This window comes from Microbacterium sp. bgisy189, from assembly GCF_965345345.1.
Lineage (GTDB): Bacteria > Actinomycetota > Actinomycetes > Actinomycetales > Microbacteriaceae > Microbacterium.
In genome coordinates, this window is sequence record NZ_CBDRMZ010000002.1 from 420748 (window position 1) to 442850 (window position 22103).

Annotated in this window: 19 protein-coding genes and 1 tRNA gene; 4 read left to right on the plus strand and 16 right to left on the minus strand. The window is 68.7% G+C overall.

Going from position 1 to position 22103, the window contains the following annotated elements; all coding sequences use genetic code 11:
* Positions 1–24: 24 nt before the first annotated feature.
* From ACSF8R_RS04985 to ACSF8R_RS05020, 8 genes are all read right to left on the minus strand, one after another.
* Positions 25–1002: an ABC transporter permease gene (locus ACSF8R_RS04985; protein ID WP_434810750.1), complete on the minus strand. Its 978-nt coding sequence runs from the start codon at positions 1000–1002 to the stop codon at positions 25–27.
* 67 nt (positions 1003–1069) lie between these two features.
* A complete protein-coding gene (locus ACSF8R_RS04990) occupies positions 1070–2737 on the minus strand; it encodes an ABC transporter substrate-binding protein (RefSeq protein ID WP_434810751.1) in 1668 nt (555 codons plus the stop codon).
* A 64-nt stretch (positions 2738–2801) separates the two neighbouring features.
* Complete coding sequence (locus ACSF8R_RS04995) at positions 2802–3809, minus strand: LacI family DNA-binding transcriptional regulator (protein WP_434810752.1); 1008 nt, start codon at positions 3807–3809, stop codon at positions 2802–2804.
* Between the two features lie 110 nt (positions 3810–3919).
* Complete coding sequence (locus ACSF8R_RS05000) at positions 3920–5503, minus strand: molybdopterin-dependent oxidoreductase (protein WP_434810753.1); 1584 nt, start codon at positions 5501–5503, stop codon at positions 3920–3922.
* A 76-nt stretch (positions 5504–5579) separates the two neighbouring features.
* Entirely contained in the window at positions 5580–6458 is an 879-nt protein-coding gene (locus ACSF8R_RS05005) for a DUF6999 family protein (RefSeq protein ID WP_434810754.1), read from the minus strand.
* Position 6459: 1 nt separating this feature from the next.
* A complete protein-coding gene (locus ACSF8R_RS05010; protein ID WP_434810755.1) occupies positions 6460–7149 on the minus strand; it encodes an iron-containing redox enzyme family protein in 690 nt (229 codons plus the stop codon).
* Between the two features lie 41 nt (positions 7150–7190).
* Complete coding sequence (locus ACSF8R_RS05015; protein ID WP_434810756.1) at positions 7191–8327, minus strand: 3-oxoacyl-[acyl-carrier-protein] synthase III C-terminal domain-containing protein; 1137 nt, start codon at positions 8325–8327, stop codon at positions 7191–7193.
* Positions 8328–8421: 94 nt separating this feature from the next.
* Positions 8422–8512 (minus strand) — tRNA-Ser (locus ACSF8R_RS05020).
* A gap of 124 nt (positions 8513–8636) precedes the next feature.
* Here ACSF8R_RS05020 and ACSF8R_RS05025 point away from each other — a divergent pair.
* Positions 8637–9590: an L-lactate dehydrogenase gene (locus tag ACSF8R_RS05025; RefSeq protein WP_434810757.1), complete on the plus strand. Its 954-nt coding sequence runs from the start codon at positions 8637–8639 to the stop codon at positions 9588–9590.
* Between the two features lie 125 nt (positions 9591–9715).
* Here the strand turns inward: ACSF8R_RS05025 and ACSF8R_RS05030 are convergent, their stop codons facing one another.
* Positions 9716–10549 carry a transposase gene (locus ACSF8R_RS05030; protein WP_434810758.1) on the minus strand — a complete coding sequence of 278 codons (834 nt, stop codon included), beginning with the start codon at positions 10547–10549 and terminating at the stop codon, positions 9716–9718.
* A gap of 68 nt (positions 10550–10617) precedes the next feature.
* On the opposite strand from ACSF8R_RS05030, the gene radA reads away from it, so the two are divergent.
* Entirely contained in the window at positions 10618–11973 is a 1356-nt protein-coding gene (radA, locus tag ACSF8R_RS05035; protein WP_434810759.1) for a DNA repair protein RadA, read from the plus strand.
* 1 nt (position 11974) lies between these two features.
* Here the strand turns inward: radA and ACSF8R_RS05040 are convergent, their stop codons facing one another.
* The 3 genes from ACSF8R_RS05040 to ACSF8R_RS05050 all read right to left on the minus strand — a co-directional run bounded on the left by ACSF8R_RS05040 (position 11975) and on the right by ACSF8R_RS05050 (position 13920).
* Positions 11975–12385, minus strand: a complete 411-nt coding sequence (locus ACSF8R_RS05040) for a dehydrogenase (protein ID WP_434810760.1) — start codon at positions 12383–12385, stop codon at positions 11975–11977.
* A 320-nt stretch (positions 12386–12705) separates the two neighbouring features.
* Entirely contained in the window at positions 12706–13365 is a 660-nt protein-coding gene (locus tag ACSF8R_RS05045; protein ID WP_434810761.1) for a hypothetical protein, read from the minus strand.
* Positions 13366–13410: 45 nt separating this feature from the next.
* On the minus strand, positions 13411–13920 hold the full coding sequence (locus ACSF8R_RS05050; protein ID WP_434810762.1) for an amino-acid N-acetyltransferase: 510 nt from the start codon (positions 13918–13920) through the stop codon (positions 13411–13413).
* 106 nt (positions 13921–14026) lie between these two features.
* Between ACSF8R_RS05050 and ACSF8R_RS05055 the strand changes: the two genes are divergently transcribed.
* Positions 14027–16537: a circularly permuted type 2 ATP-grasp protein gene (locus tag ACSF8R_RS05055; RefSeq protein WP_434810763.1), complete on the plus strand. Its 2511-nt coding sequence runs from the start codon at positions 14027–14029 to the stop codon at positions 16535–16537.
* Positions 16534–17415, plus strand: coding sequence for a transglutaminase family protein (locus tag ACSF8R_RS05060; RefSeq protein WP_434810764.1), 882 nt, complete (start codon positions 16534–16536; stop codon positions 17413–17415). Before ACSF8R_RS05055 ends, ACSF8R_RS05060 begins: the two co-directional genes overlap by 4 nt.
* Positions 17416–17421: 6 nt before the next feature.
* Here the strand turns inward: ACSF8R_RS05060 and ACSF8R_RS05065 are convergent, their stop codons facing one another.
* Genes ACSF8R_RS05065 through ACSF8R_RS05080 form a run of 4 tightly spaced genes read right to left on the minus strand, consistent with a single transcriptional unit; the run spans position 17422 to position 22089 of the window.
* Positions 17422–18768 (minus strand): ABC transporter permease, encoded by a 1347-nt coding sequence (locus ACSF8R_RS05065; RefSeq protein WP_434810765.1) that lies wholly within the window; start codon positions 18766–18768, stop codon positions 17422–17424.
* Positions 18765–19442: an ABC transporter ATP-binding protein gene (locus ACSF8R_RS05070; RefSeq protein WP_434810766.1), complete on the minus strand. Its 678-nt coding sequence runs from the start codon at positions 19440–19442 to the stop codon at positions 18765–18767. The genes ACSF8R_RS05065 and ACSF8R_RS05070 overlap by 4 nt, the downstream gene beginning before the upstream one ends.
* Entirely contained in the window at positions 19439–21103 is a 1665-nt protein-coding gene (locus ACSF8R_RS05075) for a hypothetical protein (protein WP_434810767.1), read from the minus strand. Before ACSF8R_RS05075 ends, ACSF8R_RS05070 begins: the two co-directional genes overlap by 4 nt.
* Positions 21100–22089: a hypothetical protein gene (locus tag ACSF8R_RS05080; protein ID WP_434810768.1), complete on the minus strand. Its 990-nt coding sequence runs from the start codon at positions 22087–22089 to the stop codon at positions 21100–21102. Before ACSF8R_RS05080 ends, ACSF8R_RS05075 begins: the two co-directional genes overlap by 4 nt.
* Positions 22090–22103 lie beyond the last annotated feature (14 nt).

Genomic DNA, 22103 nt, shown 5'->3' on the forward strand with positions numbered 1-22103 from the left:
TGCGAGCGACATCTCGCCCTCCGATCAGTTCACGCGCACGCGCGGGTCGAGCCGCACGTACACGATGTCGACGAGGAAGTTGGCGATCAGCACGGCTGTGGTGATCGTGAGGAACAGCCCCTGCATGAGCGGGTAGTCGAGGTTCTGCACGGCCGCGAGCAGCGTGTAGCCGATGCCGGGGTAGGCGAAGACGACCTCGGTCAGCAGCGCCCCACCGACCACGAACCCGAGTGACATGCCGAATGCCGTCACCGAGGGCAGCAGTGCATTGCGAGCGGCGTACTGCATCATCACGCGATGCGGGCGAAGCCCCTTGGCCTCGGCCATGACGATGTAGTCCTCGGCGTTGGTCGCGATCATGGTGTTGCGCATGCCCAGCATCCATCCACCGACGGAGACGAGCACGATCGAGGCTGCGGGCAGGAACAGGTGGTGAGCGACGTCGCCGATGAAGGCCGGGGTGATCGCCGGCACACTGCCCACCTCGAACGCGTGTCGCAGGGGGAACCAGTCGAGTGTTACGCCGAAGAGGTAGAGCAGCCCCATCGCCAGCCAGAAGTACGGGAATGATCCGATGAAGACGAGCAGCGGCGGCACGAACGAATCGAGGATGCCGCCGCGTCGCCACGCGGCCAGCACGCCGAGCAGATTCCCGATGACGACCGCGATGATCAGCGAGACGAAGCCCAGCAGGAACGTCCAGCCGATCACGCTGGTGATGACGTCCATGACCGGTGTCGGGAATCGAGAGATCGAGAATCCGAGGTTGCCGGTGAAGATCTGCCCCAGGTAGCGCACGTACTGCTCGATGAGCGGCGCGTCACTGAGTCCGAACGACTCGCGCAGTGCCTCGATCTGATCGGGACGGATCTGTCCCTGCAAACGTGCGACCATGCGCGAGACAGGGTCGCCCGGCATGAAGCGGGGAAGGAAGAAGTTGAGGGTGATCGACACCCAGAAGGCGGCCAGATAGAAGCCGAGCCGCCGCAGCACATAACCCATGGCGTATCTCCTCGAGCGCCCTGCTGCGCCGCGCTCGCGGCGCAGCAGGACGACTCGATCTGTGTGATCAGTCGGTAACGACGGGTTCGAGCGTCGTCAGCACGAGCACGGTGGTGCGCGACCGCGTCGACAGGGTCGCGTACGGGTCGCCCTCCGTGGGCCAACCGGTGAAGCGAGCGTTGCTGGCAGCGCCCCACTCCGGGCCGGGGAACAGTGGCGCGACCGGCGCCTCCTCGGCGAACAGCGCCTGCAGGTCGTCGACGACCGCGTGCTGCGCCTCCTCGTCGGGGGCCTGTGCGAACCGGGCCAGCAGCGCATCGGCTTCCTCGCTGCCGTAACGGTGATAGTTGTCGAAGGTCTGCTCTCCGACGGGCTTCACCGTCTCGGTCGACATCACGCCGCGGTAGTACTGGTACGGCGTGGGGGCGTTCGCGCTCCACACGATGCCCGAATCGAACGTGCCGTTCTCGTACCCGGCGACGACGTCGCCCCAGTCCTTCGCGGCAACCGTGACGGTGACGCCGAGCTCTGCGAGGTTCTGCGAGATGACGTTGCCGACCGACACCCAGTCGCTCGAGGTCGACCCGACCGAGTAGTCGAATGCGAACGGCGAACCGTCGGGCAGCACGCGCTTGCCGTCTGCGCCGAGCGTGATGCCCGCGGCATCCAGCAGTTCGCCGGCGGTTTCGAGATCGCGTTCGGTCCACGAGCACGATCCCGCGAGGTCCTCGTCGCGCCACGAGTCGTACGAACCGCTCAGCCCCGTGCAGTCGGCGGGCTCGGTGTATCCCTGCATGCCGACGGCGGTGACCTGTTCGCGGTCGACGGCCATCGACAGCGCCTTGCGGACGTTCGGGTCGTCGAACGGCGCCTTGGTCGTGTTGAACTGCCAGTTGATCATCGACCCGGTCGGGGGGAACCAGAAGAACCGGTTGTCGGCATCTTTCGCGACGTAGGCCTGATCGATGTTCGGAATGAACTGCGGCGCCCAGTCGACGTCACCGTTGGCGGCGGCGAGATTGGCACCGTCATTGCCCGAGAACGCCAGCATGCGAATGCCTTCGATGCGCTGCTTGTCGGGCTGCCAGTAGTTCGGGTTCTTGCCGAGGTCGAACGACTGCGCCTGGAAGTTCGTGACCTCGGTGTAAGGGCCCGACCCGACCGGCTCTTCGTTGGCGAACGTGGTGGGGTCTTCGACGTCGCGCCAGACGTGCGCGGGCACGATCGTCTGCTGTCCGATGTCGAGGAGCGCGGGCGAGAACGGCTCCGAGAAGTCGAACTGCACGGTGTGCTCGTCGACCGCGCTCACCTGCTCGAGATAATCGAACCCGCCGCGCACTTCGCGCTGCAGGTCGAAAGAGATGACCACGTCGTCGGCGACGAGCGGCTCACCGTCAGACCAGGTGACGTCGTCACGCAGCGTAAACGTGATGCCCGAACTGTCGGCCGCGACCTCCCACTCGGTGGCCAGCCAAGGCGTGGTGGAACCGTCGGCGGGGTTGTAGATCAGCATCGATTCGTAGATCGCCTGCTGCGTCATGGGGAAGTCGGGATTGGCGAACGGATTGAAGTTGCGGTCGAAGGTGCCCATGTCTTCGCGCGGAATGGTGAGCAGCTGCGAGCCGTCGAGGGCATCGGCAGCGGGGCTGCCGGTGTCAGAGCTGCAGCCCGACAACGCGATCGCGGCCGCCGCGACGGCAGCCGCCAAGGCCACCGCCTTGCGGTGAACTGTCATGATGGGTGAGTTCCTTTCTTCTTCGTTGAAGCCGAAGGGGCTGCGCGTCGGACGAGATGTCCAGTCACACCGACGCGCGTTCGAGGAGCGGGCAGTCGACCGTCACGGTCTCCGTGGCGGTCGGCCGACCCGCGATGATGTCGGCGAGGAGTTCCACGCCGAGTGCGCCCATCTGTTCGAAGGGCAGTGCAACCGTCGTCAGACCCGGCCTCAGGTAGCCCGCGATGAGCTCCTGGTTGTCGAATCCGATGACGGCGACGTCATGAGGAATGCGGAGCCCTCGCTCCTTGATCGCATCGAACGCTCCCATGGCCATGCGGTCATTCGCGCAGAAGATAGCGGTCGGCGGTTCGGCAAGCTCGAGCAGCGCCGTCGCCGCGTCGTATCCGCCGTGCGCGGTTGCGTGCCCAGAGACCTCGAGCGCATCGTGGATTTTGATCTGCGCATCCTGCAGCGCCTCGTGGAATCCGGATCGTCGCCCGACCGCGGCAGGGATTTCTGGGTCGAGATTGATGAAGCCGATGCGGCGGTGACCGGCCGCAAGCAGCCGCTCAGTCGCGCGTCGGCCGCCCGCGCGCTCATCCGGGACGATTGCTGGAAAGCGGCCTTCTGCGTCGAAGCAGTTCACGAGGACGGTCGGCACTTCGCGCGCGATTTCGGGCAGCTCGACGGCTCGATGCCATGTGGCCGCGTAGAGAATGCCCTCGACCCGCTGTTCGAGCAGGCGTTCGATGGCGGCCTGCTCGATCGTGGGGTCGGATTCGGTGGATGCGATCAGGAGATGCTTGCCATCGACCAGGGCCGCGTCCTGCGCCCCTTTGATGATGTCGACGGCGAAGGGCGCGGTGACGATCTCGGTGACCAGCCCGTACCAATCGCTCGTCTTCTTGGCGAGTGCGCGAGCCCCCGCGTTCGGGCGGTAGCCCAACTCGGCGGCAGCGGCCAGCACACGATCTCGGGTGTCATCGGAGAGCCCGACCGAGCGGCGGTCATTCAGCACGAACGACACGGCCGACCGCGAGACACCCGCCTTGATGGCGACGTCTTTCATGGTCACGGGCCGAGCGGCCATTGCGTACTCCTTCGTGCGCCTAACTCGCGTTAGATGCGGTCGCGGACGACTCTAACGCGAGTTAGGTACCCGCGTCAACAGGGATGCAGGCATCCGCTGTCAGCGCCAGATCAGCGCACGGTCACGAGCAGCCGCTGCCAGCCGGTCGAGCCGTCTGGGTAGATCGGGGCTCGCTCCTCTGCTTGTAGCTCACCGTCGCCATTGACGGCGCGCACCGCGATGTAGTGCGATCCGGTCGTCGCCTCCCACTCGAAGAACCACTGCACCCAGGTGTCGGCGTTGATGGCCGTCGCGAGCGTCGCCTGCTGCCACTCGCCGTCGTCGATGCTCACCTCGACCCGTTCGATGCCGACTGTCTGCGCCCACGCGACCCCGGCGACCGCGATCGTCCCCGCCTCCACCGAGCCGCCGGCGCGCGGGGTGTCGATACGCGAGCTGAACTTGACCGGCGCCTTCGCGCTGTACCCGCGCGGCGTCCAGTAGGCCTCGTCCTGCGCGAAGGTCGTGACCTTCAGCTCGGTGACCCACTTCGTCGCCGACACGTACCCGTACAGCCCCGGCACCACCATCCGCACCGGGAACCCGTGCTCGGCGGGCAGCGGCTCGCCGTTCATGCCGACGGCGAGGATCGCATCGATCCCGTCGTCGGTGAGCGAGGCGAGCGGTGTGGATGCCGTGAACCCATCGACGCTCCGCGAAAGCACCATGTCGGCATCCGCCTGCGGGCCGGCGAGCGCGAGCACTTCGCGAACCGGCACGCCGAGCCAGACGGCGTTGCCGACCAATCCCCCTCCGACCTCGTTCGAGACGCACGTGAGTGTGACGGCGTACTCGTCGAGTCCCATCTCGAGCAGGTCGTCGAAGGTGAGCTCGACGCGCTCGTCGACCATCCCGTCGATCACAAGCCGCCACTCGGCGGGGTCGACGGTCGGCACGAGCAGGGCGGTGTCGACGCGGTAGAAGTCGGAGTTGGGCGTGATGACCGGCGAGAGTCCCTCGATGTCGAGTTCGGCGCCGTCGGGAATCGTCACCGTACGTCGCGGTGCGGGCAGTTGCAGCTCATCGCGGATCACATCGACGGTTCGCCGCACCGAGTCGAAGACGCGCGCACCGACGCCGACGAGCACGGCCGCCGCCCCGACGATCGCCGTCGTCCTGAAGAAACCCCGCCGGTCGACCCCTGCGTCCGGCTTCGGCGCGGCGGGATTCTCGGGCACGGATGCCGCGACATCCGGCGTCTCGGCGGCGCGCAGCCGCCCGATGAGCAGCACGAGGGTGATGACGCCTGCGACGGTGCCGGCAGCCGTCGGCACCCATGAGAACCACGACGCGCCCGCCCGGGTCACGGTGGTGGCGAGCGCCAGCACCCCCGCGAACGCGAACAGGGCGGCACCGAGGGGCCGTCGCACGTACTGCAGCACCCCGGTGACGGCGGCGGCGACGAGTACTGCGACGCCTAGGCCGATCAACAGCACCGGCTTGTCGGCCTCGCCGAATGTCGCGATCGCGAATTCCTTCAGCGGGCGGGGAACGATGTCGATGACGAACGCCCCGACCGCGACGATCGGCCCGCCACCGGGTGTGAACACGAGCGCGAGCACTTCGGCGACCGCCAGCAGCACCGCTGCCGCGACCACACCGACGACGGCAGCCCACAACATCGCCGCCCGTGCGGGTTTCGATCCACGCTCCATGTCGCCATCCTCCGATCCGCGGCATCCCCTGTCTATGGGGTTCGGAACGGTCAGGCGATCGGATCGCGGACGACCTTCAGTCGTAGGCCGCCTCGGTGTGGCGGGGCGAGACGCCGTGTGCGATCTTCACGAGGTGTGCGTGCGCGTATTCGCACACCAGGGCGTGGCGATAGACCATTTGCGGCACGTCGACGTTGGAGTCCATCCACAGACTCAGGGCGCCGACCTTCCAGTGGCGGAACGTGTCGTCGCCGGTGAGCACCGTGAGGATCTCGAGGAAGGAGTCGTCGAACTTCATCGAGTGCACCGCGCGGCGGTACTCCTCGAGCGTCAGCGCGATCGAGAACGGGATGTTCATGAAACACAGCGCCGTCTGGATGTCGAGGCGGATGACGCGCTGGATGTTCCGCTCGGCATCGAGCTTGGGAATGTCGAGCTGCGCGTAGTCGGGCGTTTCGACTTTCGCCAGTGGCACGTGCTCGAGGGCGATGAGCACGTCGTACACGTTCACGTCGTGTTCGACGACGGCGTTGTCGCCCAACCCCGACAGCGCCGTCGGGCGCAGGGTCACCGGCTCCATGTCGACGGGGGTGTTGCGGATGATGAAGTTCACCAGGTTCGTCTCGACGACGAAGTGTCGGATGAGCAGTTCGACCGCGGCGGGCGAGACGAAGTGCCGCAAGAACCAGACGCAGAGCGCATCCATCGTGCGCAGCGGCATCCACCGCATCGGCAGCACGCGTTTGACGACGGTCACGAGCGCCACGACGACGCGCGAGAAGATGCGTGCGATCGGATACAGCCACCGCCTCGACAGTCGCCGCTGGTCGTTGAGGATCTGCCGCACCACCGCACGATCGAGCGGCACCGACGGGTCGGCGTAGATCGCCTCCCACATGCTCGGGTCGGAGCGGACGAACTCGCGGACGAGCGGCAGCGGCGGGCGTGTCGCCACCTCAGCGGTCCAGTTCTTCGAGCTGCAGCGCGTAGAGGCGGGCGACGACCTGTGCGCAGCGGACGATCTCGTCGGCGGCAGCGTCGTCGATGATGCCGGAGGTGAGGATCGCGTCGAGCCCACCCGTGTGCTGCGCGTCGGCGACCTCGTGGTACTTCATGAAGTGCACCTGGTTGTCGGCCAGCCCCAGCACTTCCTGGAATCGGTTCGCCCAGCCTGCGGCGCGGTTGGCGCCGAGGCCCTCGATGATGAACATCGCGCCGAGCAGCCCGACCGGGTTGGGGCGGTCGGCGTAGGTGAACATGTAGCCAGACAGCGCTTCGGAGCCGAGGTTCTTGCGCCCCGCGCGCAGGTCGTCGAGCGAGCCGCCGACGGCGACGTAGTCGCGTTCGATCATGAGGTAGTCGCGGTGCTCCTCCTCGGCGTGGCGGATCGCGGCGGCACGCAGTTCGAAGTGCGCGATGTCGAAGTTGGATGCGGCGCGCGAGATCCACGGTGACCCGTCGACGACCTGCTGGCGCAGGTTGAACAGCAGTCGCAGGTAGTCGTCGATCGTGACGGTGCCCTCTTCGAGGCGGCGCAGGATCGGCACCTCGGCGAGCCGTTCCTCGAGCTCGACCCAGACGTCGGCGAGGCGCTCGGTGAGCGATTCGACGGTGGCGGATGCTTCGGCGGTCAGTTCGGTGGTCATCGGCGTACTCCCTGTCATTGGGTGAATCGTGCGGCGGTCGGTCAGGCGACGGGTCGGGCCGGTGGTGCGACCACGGTGAGGTGGGCGAAGGCGAACGAGAACCGGCCCGACTCGGGCACGGCGAGCAGGATCGTCTCGCCCGGCGCGAAGCGGCCGGTGCGCCACGCCTCTTCGAGCGCGATGAAGATGCTCGCCGACCCGGTGTTGCCGCAGGTCTCGAGATTCGAGAACCAGCGGTCGGTGTCCAGCGACGGCACCCGGCGGCGCAGCCCGTCGAACGCGAGGTCGCGGAACATGTTCGTCGAGTAGTGGCAGAGCACGTGGTCGAGGTGGTGCACGTCCACGAGTCCCGTGTCGACGAGCTCCTCGAACTGGGCGAGCCCGGTGTCGGCGAGTTTGTCGAGCACGCTCACGTCTTGCCGAAGCGTGAACATGCCGGCATCCCTCGCCTCATCGACCGGGATGTCCTGCCACGTCGCACCGGGCACCGGGTCGAGACCCGTCATGCCCGAGCGCATGCACACGGCATTGTCGTGGGCGAGCGAGACCTGTCGCACCCAGTCGACCCGCAGCGACGGGCGATCCGGATGCGGCTGGAACTCGACGACGACGGCACCTGCCCCGTCCGAGAGCATCCACCGGAGAAAGTGCGAGTCCATACCGGCCTTGACCCCGTCGAAGCGCCGCTGGCGGAGGCTGCGGCTGGGAAGCTCTGACCCGACGACGGCGGCGCGCGGGTGGTCGCCGAGTTTGACCTTGGCCACCGCAGCATCGAGCGCGCTGAGGCTCGACGAGCACACGCCGGTCGCCGTCAGCACCTGCATGGGGCCGCCGCCGAGTCGACCATGCACCATCGACCCGAAGCCCGGTACGAGCACGTCGCCCATCGTCGTGGCGCACGCGAGCATGCGCAGATCGGATGCCGCGATGCCACGGTCGTCGAGCGCGGCCTGCAGTGCCTTCACCGCGAGCTGTTCGTTGAGCTCGGTCGGTTCACCCTGCTCGTCGAGCGCGTAGTGGCGCTGCTTGATGCCGTTGGCTGCGAGGATGCGTTCGCGGATGCGCGCGGTGACCTTGTCGTCACCGCCGAGGCGCGTCACGATCTCGTCATTGCCGATCGGCGGCCCGGGCAGATAGCGCCCGAAGCCCGTCAGATACGCGTTCGCCGTGACCCCCATGGGTCGAGACTAGACGGTGGGGCCGAACCGGCGCCGGATTTCTCCACCGAACGCATATCAGCCCCGGCGAAAACCGGGGCTGATCTGCTGAAAGTGGCGGTGACGGTGGGATTTGAACCCACGGTAGGGGGTTACCCTACACAACTTTTCGAGAGTTGCACCTTCGGCCGCTCGGACACGTCACCGCCGAACAGTTTACGACACGTTCAGCCGTGCCGCGAACCGAGCCTCACGGGCGAAGCCGCAGGTCACCCGTTATTCCCGGCCCGTACCCTCCCGGATGCGACCGGACACTGCCAGACTGAGCGCATGAGCGCGATCGAGAACTCGAAACTCACCGTCGTCGGCGCCGGCGCGGTCGGATCCAGCGTCGCCTATGCCGCCCTCATCCGCGGATCGGCGAGGCACGTCGCCCTGTATGACATCGCCACCGAGAAGACCGAGGCGGAGGTGCTCGACCTCGCCCACGGCGCGCAATTCACCGGGTCGAGCGACATCATCGGCGGCTCCGACATCTCGGTCGCGGCAGGCTCGCACGTCGTGGTGATCACCGCGGGTGCCAAGCAGAAGCCCGGGCAGACCCGCATCGAGCTGGCTGGTGTGAACGCCGGCATCCTCAAGACGATGATGCCGCAGCTGCTCGAGGTCGCCCCCGACGCAACCTTCGTGATCGTCACGAACCCCTGCGACGTCCTGACGGTGCTCGCGCAGGAGGCCACCGGTCTTCCGCCCGAGCGCGTGTTCGCGTCTGGCACCGTGCTCGACACGTCGCGGCTGCGGTGGAAGCTCGCACAGCGCGCAGGAGTATCGACCTCCAGCGTGCACGCCTACATCGTCGGCGAGCACGGCGACACCGAGTTTCCGCTGTGGTCGCACGCGACGATCGGCACGGTGCCGATCCTCGACTGGGTGCCGCGGGACGGGCAGCCGAAGTTCACCGTCGAAGAGCTCGACCAGATCGCGATCGACGTGCGGGATGCCGCGTACAAGGTCATTCAGGGCAAGGGCGCCACGAACTATGCGATCGGCCTCTCGAGCGCACGCATCGTCGAAGCACTGCTGAACGACGAGAGCGCCGTCATGCCGGTCTCGACGGTGCTGAACGACTTCCAGGGTGTGAGCGGCGTGGCCCTGTCGGTGCCGTCGATCGTCGGCCGCTCGGGCGCGTTCCCAATCCCCGAGACCACGTTCAGCGACGCCGAGCTCGGTCTGTTCCGCCGTTCCGCCGACGCCCTGTCAGAGGTCGCGGCGTCGCTGCGGTGACCGCCCGCTCTGCTCAGCCGCGGCGCGCGTAACTCCTGAGTTTTCGCACCCGGCCGGCCCGGCAGGGTCGTTTCAGGGCACCGCAGCCCCAAAACTGAGGAGTTCGGTACCCGCGCGTCGCGCACTCACCCGGGGTCGACGGCGGCACGCGCGGTTTTCGCGCGGCGCGCGGCGGTACGAGCCTGCTCGGCGGCCTCCGCGGCCGCGCGGATGAGGGCGTCGAGGTCTGCGCGGGCCGCTGACGCCTCCGCTTCGATCTGTGCGAGTTCACGCCGCAACGCGTCGGCGCGCGTCTCGAGCCCGTCGGCCTTCGCCTGTGCGCGGTCGCGCTTATCCTCCGCATCCGTCTGATCGCGGGCGGCGCGGTCGGCGGCGCGTTCGGCTTCGCGGGCGGCACTTTCGGCGGCCTTGCGGGCTCGACGTTCTGCGAGTTCGTCGTCGGGGGTCTCGTCGCGCTGCGGCAGCGGCGCCGAACCACTCAGCACATCGGCGAGGTCGAGGTCTCCCCCGGCGGCGATGGGCTTGGCCAGTCGCGCCGTGCGCACGGCGGCCGCCGCTGTCGCATCGATGAGTGCAGCGTTCAGGGTCGACTCGATGTCTGTGAGCGCGGCGGCACTGACCGCGACACCGACATCGGCAGCACGGTCGCCACCAGACCGAGCGAGCGCCGCCACCAACTGCCGTCGCTGTCGCCCGAGGCGGGACAGCTCAGCGGCGTCGAGATCGTCCTGGGCCTCACGCAACGCGGCCCCGAGTTCGAGCGCGTCAGCGAGCATTCCCTCACGGGCGAGCAGGTCGACCACCCACGCCGACACGACCGGCTTGCGGATCTTCGCGACGCGGGCGGCGAGATCCTTGTCGACACCTCGCGCGCGCTCGCTGCGCGCCGTCGTGAAGTCCGCCGGCGGCACGGCGTACAGCTCGACGACGATCGTGTCGAGGTCTTCGCCTTCTGCCATGAGGCAAGTCTCGCGCATGCGGGGGATGGATGCCGAGGCATGTCGGCGCTCGCACCTACGCTGGATCCATGGCGACCCGCAAGACGATGACCACCGCGTTCCGGTGCACCGAATGCGGGTGGACGACCGCCAAATGGGTCGGCCGCTGCGGCGAATGCCAGCAGTGGGGCACGGTCGTCGAGCAGGGCGCGGCAACCGGCATCGTGACGTCGGTGACGGCGATCGCGCCGGCCCGTCGGGCGACGCCCATCACGTCGATCGACACGAGCGAAGCACCGCGTCGCACGAGCGGCGTCGGCGAGTTCGACCGGGTGCTGGGCGGAGGCGTCGTGCCGGGTGCGGCGATCCTGCTGTCGGGCGAACCGGGCGTCGGCAAGTCGACGCTGCTGCTCGAAGTGGCATCACGCAGTGCGGGAGCCGGGCAGACGGTGCTGTATGTGAGCGCCGAAGAGTCGCTCGGCCAGGTGCGTCTTCGCGCCGAGCGCACCGGAGCGCTGCACGACCGCCTGTTCCTCGCGAGCGAGACGGATCTCGCGACCGTGCTCGGTCATATCGACGAGGTGCGGCCCGATCTGCTCATCGTCGACTCCGTTCAGACGGTCTCGTCGAGCCTCACCGATGGCGTCGCCGGTCACCCCAGCCAGGTGCGCGAAGTGGCATCCACCCTCATCCGCATCGCGAAAGAACGCGACCTGCCGGTGATCATCGTCGGTCACGTCACGAAAGACGGCTCGATCGCGGGGCCCCGCATCCTCGAACACCTCGTCGACGTCGTGTGCCATTTCGAGGGCGACCGGCAGACCTCGCTGCGCTTCGTGCGGGCGCTGAAGAACCGGTTCGGCGCGACCGACGAGGTCGGATGCTTCGATATGACCGGTGACGGCATCGCCGAGGTGCCCGATCCGAGTGCGCTGTTCCTCGGCCACGGCTCGCGCGAAGCGGGCACGTGCGTCACGATCGCGCTCGAGGGGCGACGCGCTCTGCCCGTCGAAGTGCAGGCCCTCACGATTCCGACGGGCGCGCCGAACCCGCGGCGTATCGTGAGCGGCGTCGACGGCGCCCGAGTCGCGATGATCCTGGCGGTGCTCGAAAAGCGTGCGCGGGTGAAGGTCTCCGACCTCGACGTCTATGTGTCGACGGTCGGCGGGGTGCGCCTGACCGAACCGGCAGCAGACCTGGCGATCGCCCTCGCGGTGGCGAGCGCCGTATTCGATCACCCGAATCCGAGCGGGCTCGCCGCGATCGGCGAGTTGAGTCTCGCGGGCGAGATCCGAGCCGTCACGCAGCACGAGCAGCGACGCGTCGAGGCCGGCCGCGTCGGCTATCGCAGCATCCTCGACACGTCGTCGAAAGACCTTCGCACGGCGCTCGCCGACCTCGGCCGCCTGCACCGGCCGGCGCCGGGCGACGAACCCGGGTTCTGACTCAGGCGTCGAGCGCGGCGATGATGTCCGCCGGCGTCGCCTGCATCGGATGGGGACCAGCGATGTCGAGGAAGACGGTGGTGATCTCGTCGCCGTGCACGCCGAGGAAGGCGCGCAGCCACCCCGGCGACTGGAGACCGACGGCGGGCGGGAGGGATGCCGGCTTGTGTGACGCGTCACTGAACAGCAGGAGCGCGACGTCTCCCGTGTCGGGTGCGCGGTAGGTCCAGACCTCGCCGGTGTCGAGCGGGTTGTCACGTTGGCCGGGGCGCAGCAGCGGCACGACGGTGGGGCCGTGGCGCAGGGCGAACGCGACGGCCGCGAGGTCTTGCGTCTGCAGCGCGTCCGCGAGCTGCGGATTGCGGAACTCCAGCGGCGGCTTGCCGCCCTTCGCCTTCTTGTTGCCGGCCATGCGTTCCAGCCTATGACCGGCCGAAGGCACTGAAGGCAAAGAGTGGGGCCCTCTCGATCCCCCCATTGGGGACTGGGGGATTCGGGAGGGCCCGTGCTCACCGGCGGGGGATCCGACGTCACACCTCTGGGGATCAGTGTGACTTCCGCTGCTGGGGACAACGGCGGTCGCTACGGGAGCTGATTTCAGGGTACCCATCCGCACGCATGAATGATGTCCCCCCTTCGGGGGACAAATGGTGAGAAACCTCTCAGGGTTTCGTTCGTTCTGCCCGAGGTAGACGCTTTCCGCAGCTAATCAGCACAGACCGCCGCAGCAGATCAGCGCAGTTCGAATGCCTTGTCGTCTGACGTGATGCCGCCGATCGTCACCGTCAGGTTGTAATAGGCGCCGCCGCCGGGCGCGCTCGGGCGGTCCTCACCCTCGGCGCAGGTCTCGGTCGACGAGCGGGTGCGATCCCAGACGATGGGCTCGACCGTCGTCACCGTCTGCCCTGCCGTGAGGGTTTCGACCTGGTTCGCGGACTCGATCTGACAGTGCGCCGAGTTCCACCATTCGTCGCTGCCGCTCGTGATCACGAATCGCTGCGTCGCGGTGCCGACGTCGATGAGACAGTCCGTTTCGCCGTCGTTCGTGAGCGAGATCGACAGCTGCGGCAACTCGCCGGCGCCGTAGGAGTCCTTGTCGGTCACCGCCTCGACGATCAGGTCTCGACCGTTGCACGCCTCGGCGACGGTCGCCGTCCCACTCGGCGTGGGGGTCGACTGCGGCGTGCCGGACGCGGTGGCCCCCGGTGTGGCGGTGTCGGTCGGCGCCGCGAGAGCAGACCCGCTCGGATCCGGATCGGATGCCGCGGTTCGCCACGGCTGCCAGATGAGCACGGCCACGGCCGCCGCGACGAGCAGCAGGATGAGCAGCAACGCCAACCGCCGGCGGCGGTAGACGGCCGGGGAGTGCCTGCGACGGGGTGGGGTGCTCACGCAGTCAGGGTACGGTGCGGGGCCGAGCCAGCCGCCCCGGCGCGCCTACAACTGCTTGAGCATGCGGGTGTTGCCCAGGGTGTTGGGCTTCACGTGCGCGAGGTCGAGGAACTCGGCAACACCTTCGTCGGGGCTGCGCAGCAGCTGCGAGTACACGTCGGGGTCGACGATCTGCTCCCCGATCGGTTCGAATCCGCGACGGGTGAAGAAGGGCACTTCGAAGGTGAGACAGAACAGCCGCCGCAAGCCGAGCGCGTTCGCGCGGTCTTCGAGCGCCGTCACGAGCCCCCCACCGACGCCGTGGTGCAGCCAGTCCTCCGCCACGATGAGCGTGCGGATCTCGCCGAGGTCCTCCCACATGACGTGCAGCGCACCGCATCCGATGAGGCGGTCACCCGCCTCGGCGACAACGAACTCCTGCACGGACTCGAAGAGCGTGACGAGCTCTTTGCCCAGCAGGATGCGTCGCTCCACCCACGGCTGCAGCAGCTCGAGGATGCCGCGCACGTCGGCCGTGCGGGCCGGACGGACGGTGTAGGCGGATGCATCGGTCACGGCACCAGCGTAAGCCCGCGACGCGGGAACGCCGGTGCCGGATAGGCTCTGCTGTGACCCGTACACGGCCGAGCGATCGGCCCCGCTGCTGGAAGGGCGCGCCGGCGTGAGTGTGCTCCGTGACTACGCGACGGCAGTGTCGCAGCCGACACTGCCGTTCACCGCGCCCGGCGACGCACGCTATGACGAGGTCGTCGACCCCGTCGGCTCGTTGCGCCCCGCGTGGAAGGCACTCGCCGAACGTGCCCTCGCGGTCACCGACGACGAGTTGCGACGCGTCGACGGCGAGATCGTGCGATTCTTGGCCGACGACGGCGTCTCGTACATCCACCCAGACGTCGGGGCGCTGCCGTGGCAGCTCGACGCGATGCCGCTCATCCTCGACGCCGCGTCCTGGGCGCGCCTCGACGTGGGTCTGGCGCAGCGCGCCGAACTGCTGAACGCGCTGCTCGTCGACCTGTACGGCGACCAGACCCTCCTCTCGAAGGGCATCATCCCGGCGCCGGTCGTGCTGGGGCATTCGGGCTTTGCCCGTTCGGTCGCGCGGCCCAGCGCGGCAGATCCTCATCCGCTGCTGCTGTCGGCCGTCGATCTGGGGCGCGACGCAGAGGGCGATTGGCATGTGCTCGCCGACCGCGTACAGGCACCTTCGGGCCTCGGCTTCGCGATGCAGAACCGTCGCGTCATCTCGCAGGTGATCCCCGAGCTCTATCAGGAGAGCAGCCTGCATCGCATGGAGCCGTACTTCTCGGCACTGCACGCGACGCTGCTCAACGCGGCGCCCGAGGGCGTCACGAGCCCGACGATCGTCATCCTCTCCCCCGGCACGATGAGCGAGACGGCGTTCGATCAGGCCTTTCTCGCCGGCGCACTCGGCTTTCCCCTCGTGCAGGGCAGCGACCTGGTCGTGCACGACGGCGGGGTCTGGATGAAGCCGGCAGGGTGGCCGGCGCGCAACCCGACCGAGCGCGTCGACGTGATCGTGCGACGCGTGGATGCCGAATGGTGCGACCCGCTGGAGCTGCGCGCCGACTCGCGTCTGGGCGTGGCCGGCCTCAGCGAGGCCGTTCGGCGCGGACGCGTGCGCCTGGTGAACGGACTCGGCGCCGGCGTCCTCGAGAACCCGGCGCTGATGCCGTTCCTGCCGGCGGCCGCCGAGCACCTGCTGGGTGAGCAGCTGCGACTGCCGTCAGCCCCCACGTGGTGGTGCGGCGATCCGGGCTCGCGCGAAGACGTGATCGCGCGGCTGCGCGCCGGCGACGAGGGACTGTTCGTGCGCGCCCTCGATGAGCCTCGCAAGGCGCTCGCGGGGCTCGACACCGACGCCCTGATCGCTCGCATCCGCACCGCTCCGCATCGCTTCGTCGGTCAGCAGCTGCTGCCGCTGTCGCAGGCACCGGTGTGGACCTCTGCGGGATCTGCCGCGTCGGTGCCGCTCGTGCTGCGGTCGTTCACGCTGCGCTACGGCTCGAGTTACCGCCCGCTCGTCGGCGGCCTCGCGACGGTGCGCGAGAGCGCGGATGCCGCGCCGACCACGAAGGACGTCTGGGTGCTGAAGGCATCCGATGCCGACCCCGACCAGGGGCTCATCGAGGTCGACCCGCTTCCGGCGGCACGGACGGTGCCGCCCCTGGCGCCGCGCGCGCTGGCCGACATGTTCTGGGTCGGTCGCTACGCCGAACGCACCGAAGACTTCTTGCGACTGCTGCTGACCGCGCAGCACCTGCTCGACCAGCCAGGCGCGCACCGCCACCGCGACCCGAGCGCGGTCGTGCTGCTCGCGACGCTCGAACGGCTCGCCGGCCGGCACCACGACGACCCCGAAGCGGAGTTCCGTTCCCTGCTGCTCGATACGCGGCGACGCGGGGCACCGGCGCAGTCGATCCTTCGGTTGCGCGATGCGCTCGAGGGTGTGCGTGACCAGCTCTCGGGCGACACCTGGCGCGTGTTCGCCCACATCGACCGCGCGACCAGAGCGCTGCGCGCCTCGCAGCATCCGCACCGCACTGTCGAGTCGGCAGGACGCATGCTGTCGTCGATCCTGTCGTTGCATGGTGTGACCGCCAACATGATCCGCGACGCCGGCTGGCACATGATCGAGACGGGGCGCGCACTCGAGCGTGCACTGCAGCTGTGCCACATCCTCGCGGTCGGCGCCGTCGATCGGCGCACGCTCCGCGCCGATCGGGAGGTGCTCGAGTCGGTGCTGACGGCATCCGAATCGATCGTCACCTACCGCCGCCGCTATCGCGGCTCGATGCGCACCGCCGACGTGCTCGACCTGCTGCTGCTCGACGCCGACAACCCGCGGTCATTGCTGTTCTCGCTCCACGCGATCCGTGACCACCTCGCCGCACTGCCCGCCTCGACCGGCTCGAGCCGCCCCGAGCGCCTCGTCGATCACCTCATCACGACGGTCGATGAGTTCGATGTGGCAGAGCTCGCCGCCGTGACCGACGGCCACCGATCCGCTCTCTCCGAGACGCTCGACGATGTTCGCGCACAGATCGAGCAGGTGGCAGACGCGATCTCGCAGGCCCACTTCGAGTCCGGCCCGCCGGCGGTCTCGCTATCGTCGCTGGCGATCATCGAAGAACTCATGGAGGCCAGGGCGTGAAGCGCTATCGCGTGTGGCACCGCACGGCGTACACCTACAGCGCCCCGGTCGAAGACAGCGTCGGCAAGTTCCATCTGTCGCCGCGCACACTGCCGTGGCAGCAGGTGGAGTCATCACAGGTGACGGTCACGCCGCCGCCCGGCGACATCAGCCCCGACGCCGACTACTTCGGCAACGCGGCGACGTACTTCCACCTCACCGAACCGCACGACTCGCTCGCGATCGAGTGCACGAGCGAGGTCACCGTGCACCGGCCCGCGTACGACGAGGCCGCCATGGCGCGCCCGTGGGAGGACGCACGCCCACTCGACCACCCCGACGTCGAAGGCGCGTGGCGGGCTGCCGAGTTCGCAATGGAGTCGCCCCGCGTCCGCCACGTCGACGACGCCACCGCATATGGCGCCGTGTCGCTGACACCCGGCCGCCCGATCGGTGAAGCGGCGACCGACCTGATGGAGCGGATCTTCCGCGACTTCGACTACGACTCGACGGCGACGACGGTCACGAGCACCGTGGCCGATGCCATGGACAAGCGCGCGGGCGTCTGTCAGGACTTCGCCCACGTCGCACTCGCCTGCCTGCGCGCGCACGGCGTCGCGGCCCGCTACGTGTCGGGGTATCTCGCGACCCAGCCGCCGCCGGGCAAGGAGCGCGTGTTCGGTGCTGACGCGTCACACGCGTGGCTCGCGGTGTGGCTGCCGGGCACGGACGAGTGGCTCGCGATCGACCCGACGAACAACCAGTGGGCCAACGACCGCTACGTGACGGTGGCGTGGGGCCGCGACTACGGCGATGTCTCGCCGGTGCGCGGCATCATCTACACCGAAGCGGAGCGCTCGACGCTGCGCGTCTCGGTCGACGTCGCGCCCCTCGACTGATCCCGGTCAGGCACCCCGGAGGGCGTTGACGGGTTCGATGCGGGCGGCGCGGCGAGCCGGGTAGCGGCCCGACAGCCAGCCCACGAGGGCGCCGAGCACGACGCCACCGAGCGCGACGAGCGGATCGACAATGGCCGTCCACTGCTGCGTCGCGGCGACGACCACGACCGCCAGCACGCCGAACGCGGCCCCGATCAGCCCGCCGAGCAGACCGATCACGACCGATTCGACCGTGAACTGCGCCGAGATCTGCCGCCGCGTCGCGCCCAGTGCGCGGCGAAGGCCGATCTCGCCGGTGCGCTCGAGCACCGACAGCAGCGTCACGTTCGCGATGCCGAGGCCACCGGCGAGCAGCGAGATCGCACCGACGACGATGAAGACGATGTTGACATCGGCTTGCACGGCACTGCCCAGGTCGGAACGCCCCCGCGGCGCCTTCACCTCCACCGATTCGGGATCTGCGGGTGCGAGGGCGAGCGGCGCCTGCTCTGCGAGTTGAGGCCCCGCGCCGACGGCGATGCGCACGAGCGCCTCTTGCGGCGCACCGAGCCACAAGTCGGCGCGTGCGGCGCCCATCGGGATCACGACCGCGTCGCGGACATCGGCCCGCGTCGCCATGTCGTCGACGACGCCGATGACGGCGTACGCGATGCCGTCGATGAAGATCGACGGCTGGCGGTCGATGCGCACGATGCCAAGACGTTCGGCGGCACGGCTGCCGAGGACGGCAACCCGGTCGCCGCGCTCGTCGTGGCCCTCGTCGAACATGCGGCCCATCGTGATGGAGCCCTGGATCACGTCGTTCAGCCCCGCGGTCGCCGCCAGCAGCGTCGGTGGCGACATGCTCGCTGCCGACGGGTCGTTGCGCGGCACCGCAGTGATCTCGGCACCGTCGATGACGACCGTTGCGACCAGCGCGGCATCCTCAGCGCCCGCGAGCCGCTCGAGACGTTCGGGAGCATCCCACGGCAATCGCCCGGTGGCGGCGGACTGCCCCTCACGCCCGGCCGACGTCGTGGCCGGGGTGATCACGACCTGGGTCGCGGCGACGGCGTCGAACTGGCTGGCGACCTGATTGGCGGCGGTCTGCGCGAACCCCCACGTCGCGACGAGCGACCCGATGCCGAGCACCGTGCCGAGAATCGTGACGAACAGCCGCCCGGGGCGGGAGCCGATATCGGTGGTCGCCTCGACGACGAGGTCGCTCGCCGAGAACCTGTCGGCGCGCGGAACGGGGGGCAGCAGGGACTCGACGGCTGACCCCTGGGGCTCGGCGACGGTCTCCGGCTGCTGCTCCGTCGTCTCGGCGTCGGCGGTCTTCTTGCGGCGGCGCCGGCCCGGCCACAGCTTCATGCGACGTCCTCGATGCGGCCGTCCGAGATGCGCAGCGATCGCGTCGCGCGTGCGGCGACGTCGCGGTCGTGCGTGATGACGACGAGCGTGATGCCGTCGGCGTTGAGCTCTTCGAACAGGCTCATCACCTCGCCCGAGGTGCGCTGGTCGAGGCTGCCGGTCGGTTCGTCGGCCAGCAGCAGCTTCGGTCCGCTCACGACGGCGCGCGCCACGGCGACACGCTGCCGTTCACCGCCCGACAGCGTGCCGGGCAAGAAGTTCTCGCGGTGGCTGAGTCCCACCCGCTCCAGCGCGCGCCTGGCGCGCTCGTGCCGCTCTGCGCGGGGCACGCCGCTGTAGAGCATCGGCATGAGCACGTTATCGAGCACCGACCGGCGGGGCATGAGGTGGAAGGCCTGGAAGACGAACCCGATGAACCGGGCTCGGACGGCTGCGCGCTGATCGTCGTCGAGGTCTCCCGTGAGTGACCCTGCCAGGCGATACTCGCCGACGCTCGGCCGATCCAGCAGGCCGAGGATGTTGAGCATCGTCGACTTGCCCGAACCGCTCGGCCCCACGATCGACACGTACTCCCCCTCGGCGAGCGAGATCGAGACGCCCTTGAGCGCCTGCACCTCGGGCGGGCCGGGGAACGAGCGGGTGACGTCGCGCAGTTCCACGAGGGGTGAGCTCACGAGCCCACCACGACCAGGTCGCCCTCTTCGAGGTCACCCTCTGTCGGGGTCACCTCGACATACCCGTCGGCGGCGAGACCGGTCTCGACCGTGACCATTCGGGTCTCGGCATCCTCACCCTCTCGCGGGTCGCCTTCGACGACCTCGACACGCGATTCGCCACCCGGCCCCGCGGTGAGCGCCGCGTACGGCACCGACAGCACCGACCCTTCGGTCGCGCCGACGGGCACCTCAAGGCGCACGTTGGTGCCCTGCAGCTCGCCGATCTGCTCGGACGTGAGCGGGTCTGGGGTGAAGCTCACCGTCGACCGGCCGCCGCCGTCCTCGGCCTCGATCGCGGTGATGACGGCGCGGTGCCGCTCACCGTCAGGCAGTTCGAAGAACGCCTCTGCGTCGACCTCGAGCAGTTCGGCATCGGCCTGCGCGACCGTGCCGCTCAGCTCGATCGTCGCGCCAGAGACCGTCATCGCGGCGCCCTGCAGCACGGTGCCGCGCTGCACGTTCATGGCGTCGATGCGACGCGGCAGCTGCGTGAGGTACAGGATCTCGCTCGACGGCATCGGCGTGAGTGCCGCCTGGCGCGCGGTGGCGAGCGCACGCTCGGCGTCGGCGATCTGCTCACGCGCGCTCTCGACACCCTGCGCCTCGGCGCTCGTGTCGCGTGCGGCGAGCAGTTCGCGCCGCTGGATCTTCGCGAGTTCGAGCTGGTCGCGCAGATCGCCGATCGTCACCGGGTCGCGCGGCACCGTCTGTTCGGCGACGTTGAGCTGTCGCTGGATGCTGGCGATCTGATTGTCTGCGGTCTTGATCTCGGACTGGCTCGGCCCGGCTCCCGCCTGCGAGAGCGCAGCCTTGGCGGATGCCAGCGACTCTTCGGCTGCGCGCACGCCCTCACGTGCGGCATCCACTGCCTCGTCCGAGCCTTCCGCCGCCTGCGGCGAGGGGTAGCCGACCTTCTCGTACAGCGCGTCGATGCCGGCTGCCGTCACCTCATCGAACACGTCGGAGTCGGCGTTGCCGCCGTCGATGCCGACCGCGGCGAGCGCCTGCTTGAGCTGCACGACGTCAGGCCCCGAGTCACCGTAGGCGAGCGAACGGTAGGCGGGCAGCTCACCGGGCAGCACGATGACCGGCCTCCCGGTCACCTCGAGCGCGACCGACAGTTCTTTCAGCTCGCTGCCGACTTCGGGGACGAGTCCCGTGACGACCGCGGCACCCTCGAACGACGAGGTGTCGAGGGTGACTTCGACGGCATCGGCATATGCGACGTCGCCGCGCATCGTGATGTCGTTGCTGAGCTCTCCGAACTCGACGGGCACGGTCACGAGGCCCGGATCGGGTGCCCCCTGTCCGGTGGCGGCGTCGACAGGCGAGATGACGAACCGGCCGAGCACGAGCCCCGCCACGAGCGCGACGATCGCGACTGCGGCGATCGTCCACAGTGCCCGGTTGCCCGTCAGCACGCGGCGCCAGCCGCCGGCGGCGGGACCGTCGGTCGTGGTGACCTCGGTCACCTCGGTCACTTCGGCCTGCTGCTCGCCGTCGACCGTGTCGAAGACCGCTGTCGCGTCGGCGTCGGCCGACGCCTCGGCGCTTTCGGCCGCACCGTCACCGGTGGGCTCGATGGCGTCGGCGTCGCCTCCGCGGCGCCCCGACCTCATTCGTTCGCCTGCTCGGCAGCCGCCTTGAGCGCGTCGAGCTCGGCCTTGTGCTCGGCGATGAACTGTTCTTCGAGTTCGAACTGGATGCGCAGTTCTTCTTGACGGAAGTCGGTCTTCTCGCGGCAGTCGAGATCGGCGAGGGCGAGCTCGATCTCTTCCTCGGCGATCGCCTGCATTTCGGGCGTCTCGGTCGGGTCGTTCTCGTAGTCGGTGTAGTCCTCCCAGAAGGCGTTCGTCTTCTCGATGATCGACTCCTGCGCGGCCATCTGGGTCTCGAACCCGGGGTGACCGGCATCGGCCATGCACGACGACCACTCCTGCTGCAGTTCGGCCATGCCCTCGTTCTCCTGCGCGCTCGTGTAGAACTCTTCGATCGCGGTGAACAGCGGCTTGAACTCTTCGCTCTCGTACAGGGCCTGCGAGTCGTCGCCGACTGCTTCGTCGCCGGCCTGCTGGCATCCGCGGTCCCAGCTGTCCCAATCGAAGTCCTCGTCCTCGTACGCCTCTTCGGGCGGTTCAGGGCCGTACAGCACCTCGTAGTAGGCCTGCATCTCGGACTCGGACAACGACTCGACGTACTCCTGGTTCGGGTCGACGGGGCCTTCCTCCTCGACCGGCATCTCTTCTTCCATGCCGGGCGAGTTGACCATGCCGTATCCGTACTGCGCGACCCAGTCGCGGTCGTCGGGCTTCCATGGGTCGTCCTCCTCGTCGGTGATGACGATGCCGCCGGAGCTGTCGACCGGGATATACTCGAAGCCCTCGTCGGTCATGCACTCGGCGATCGCTTCTTCGCGCAGACGGTTCTGCTCCGCCCACTGCGCTTCCTGCTCCTCGGGCGACAGGTTGCCGCCCCACATCGCCGACATGTACTCGTTCAGCGGCGAGTCGTCGTAGGTGAGCTCACCTCCGCCGCCCGTGCCGCACCCGGCGAGAAGAGCCATCGCCCCGATGGCGCCGACGATCGATACAGCTGTCTTACGCATGTGTCCCCCTGTGA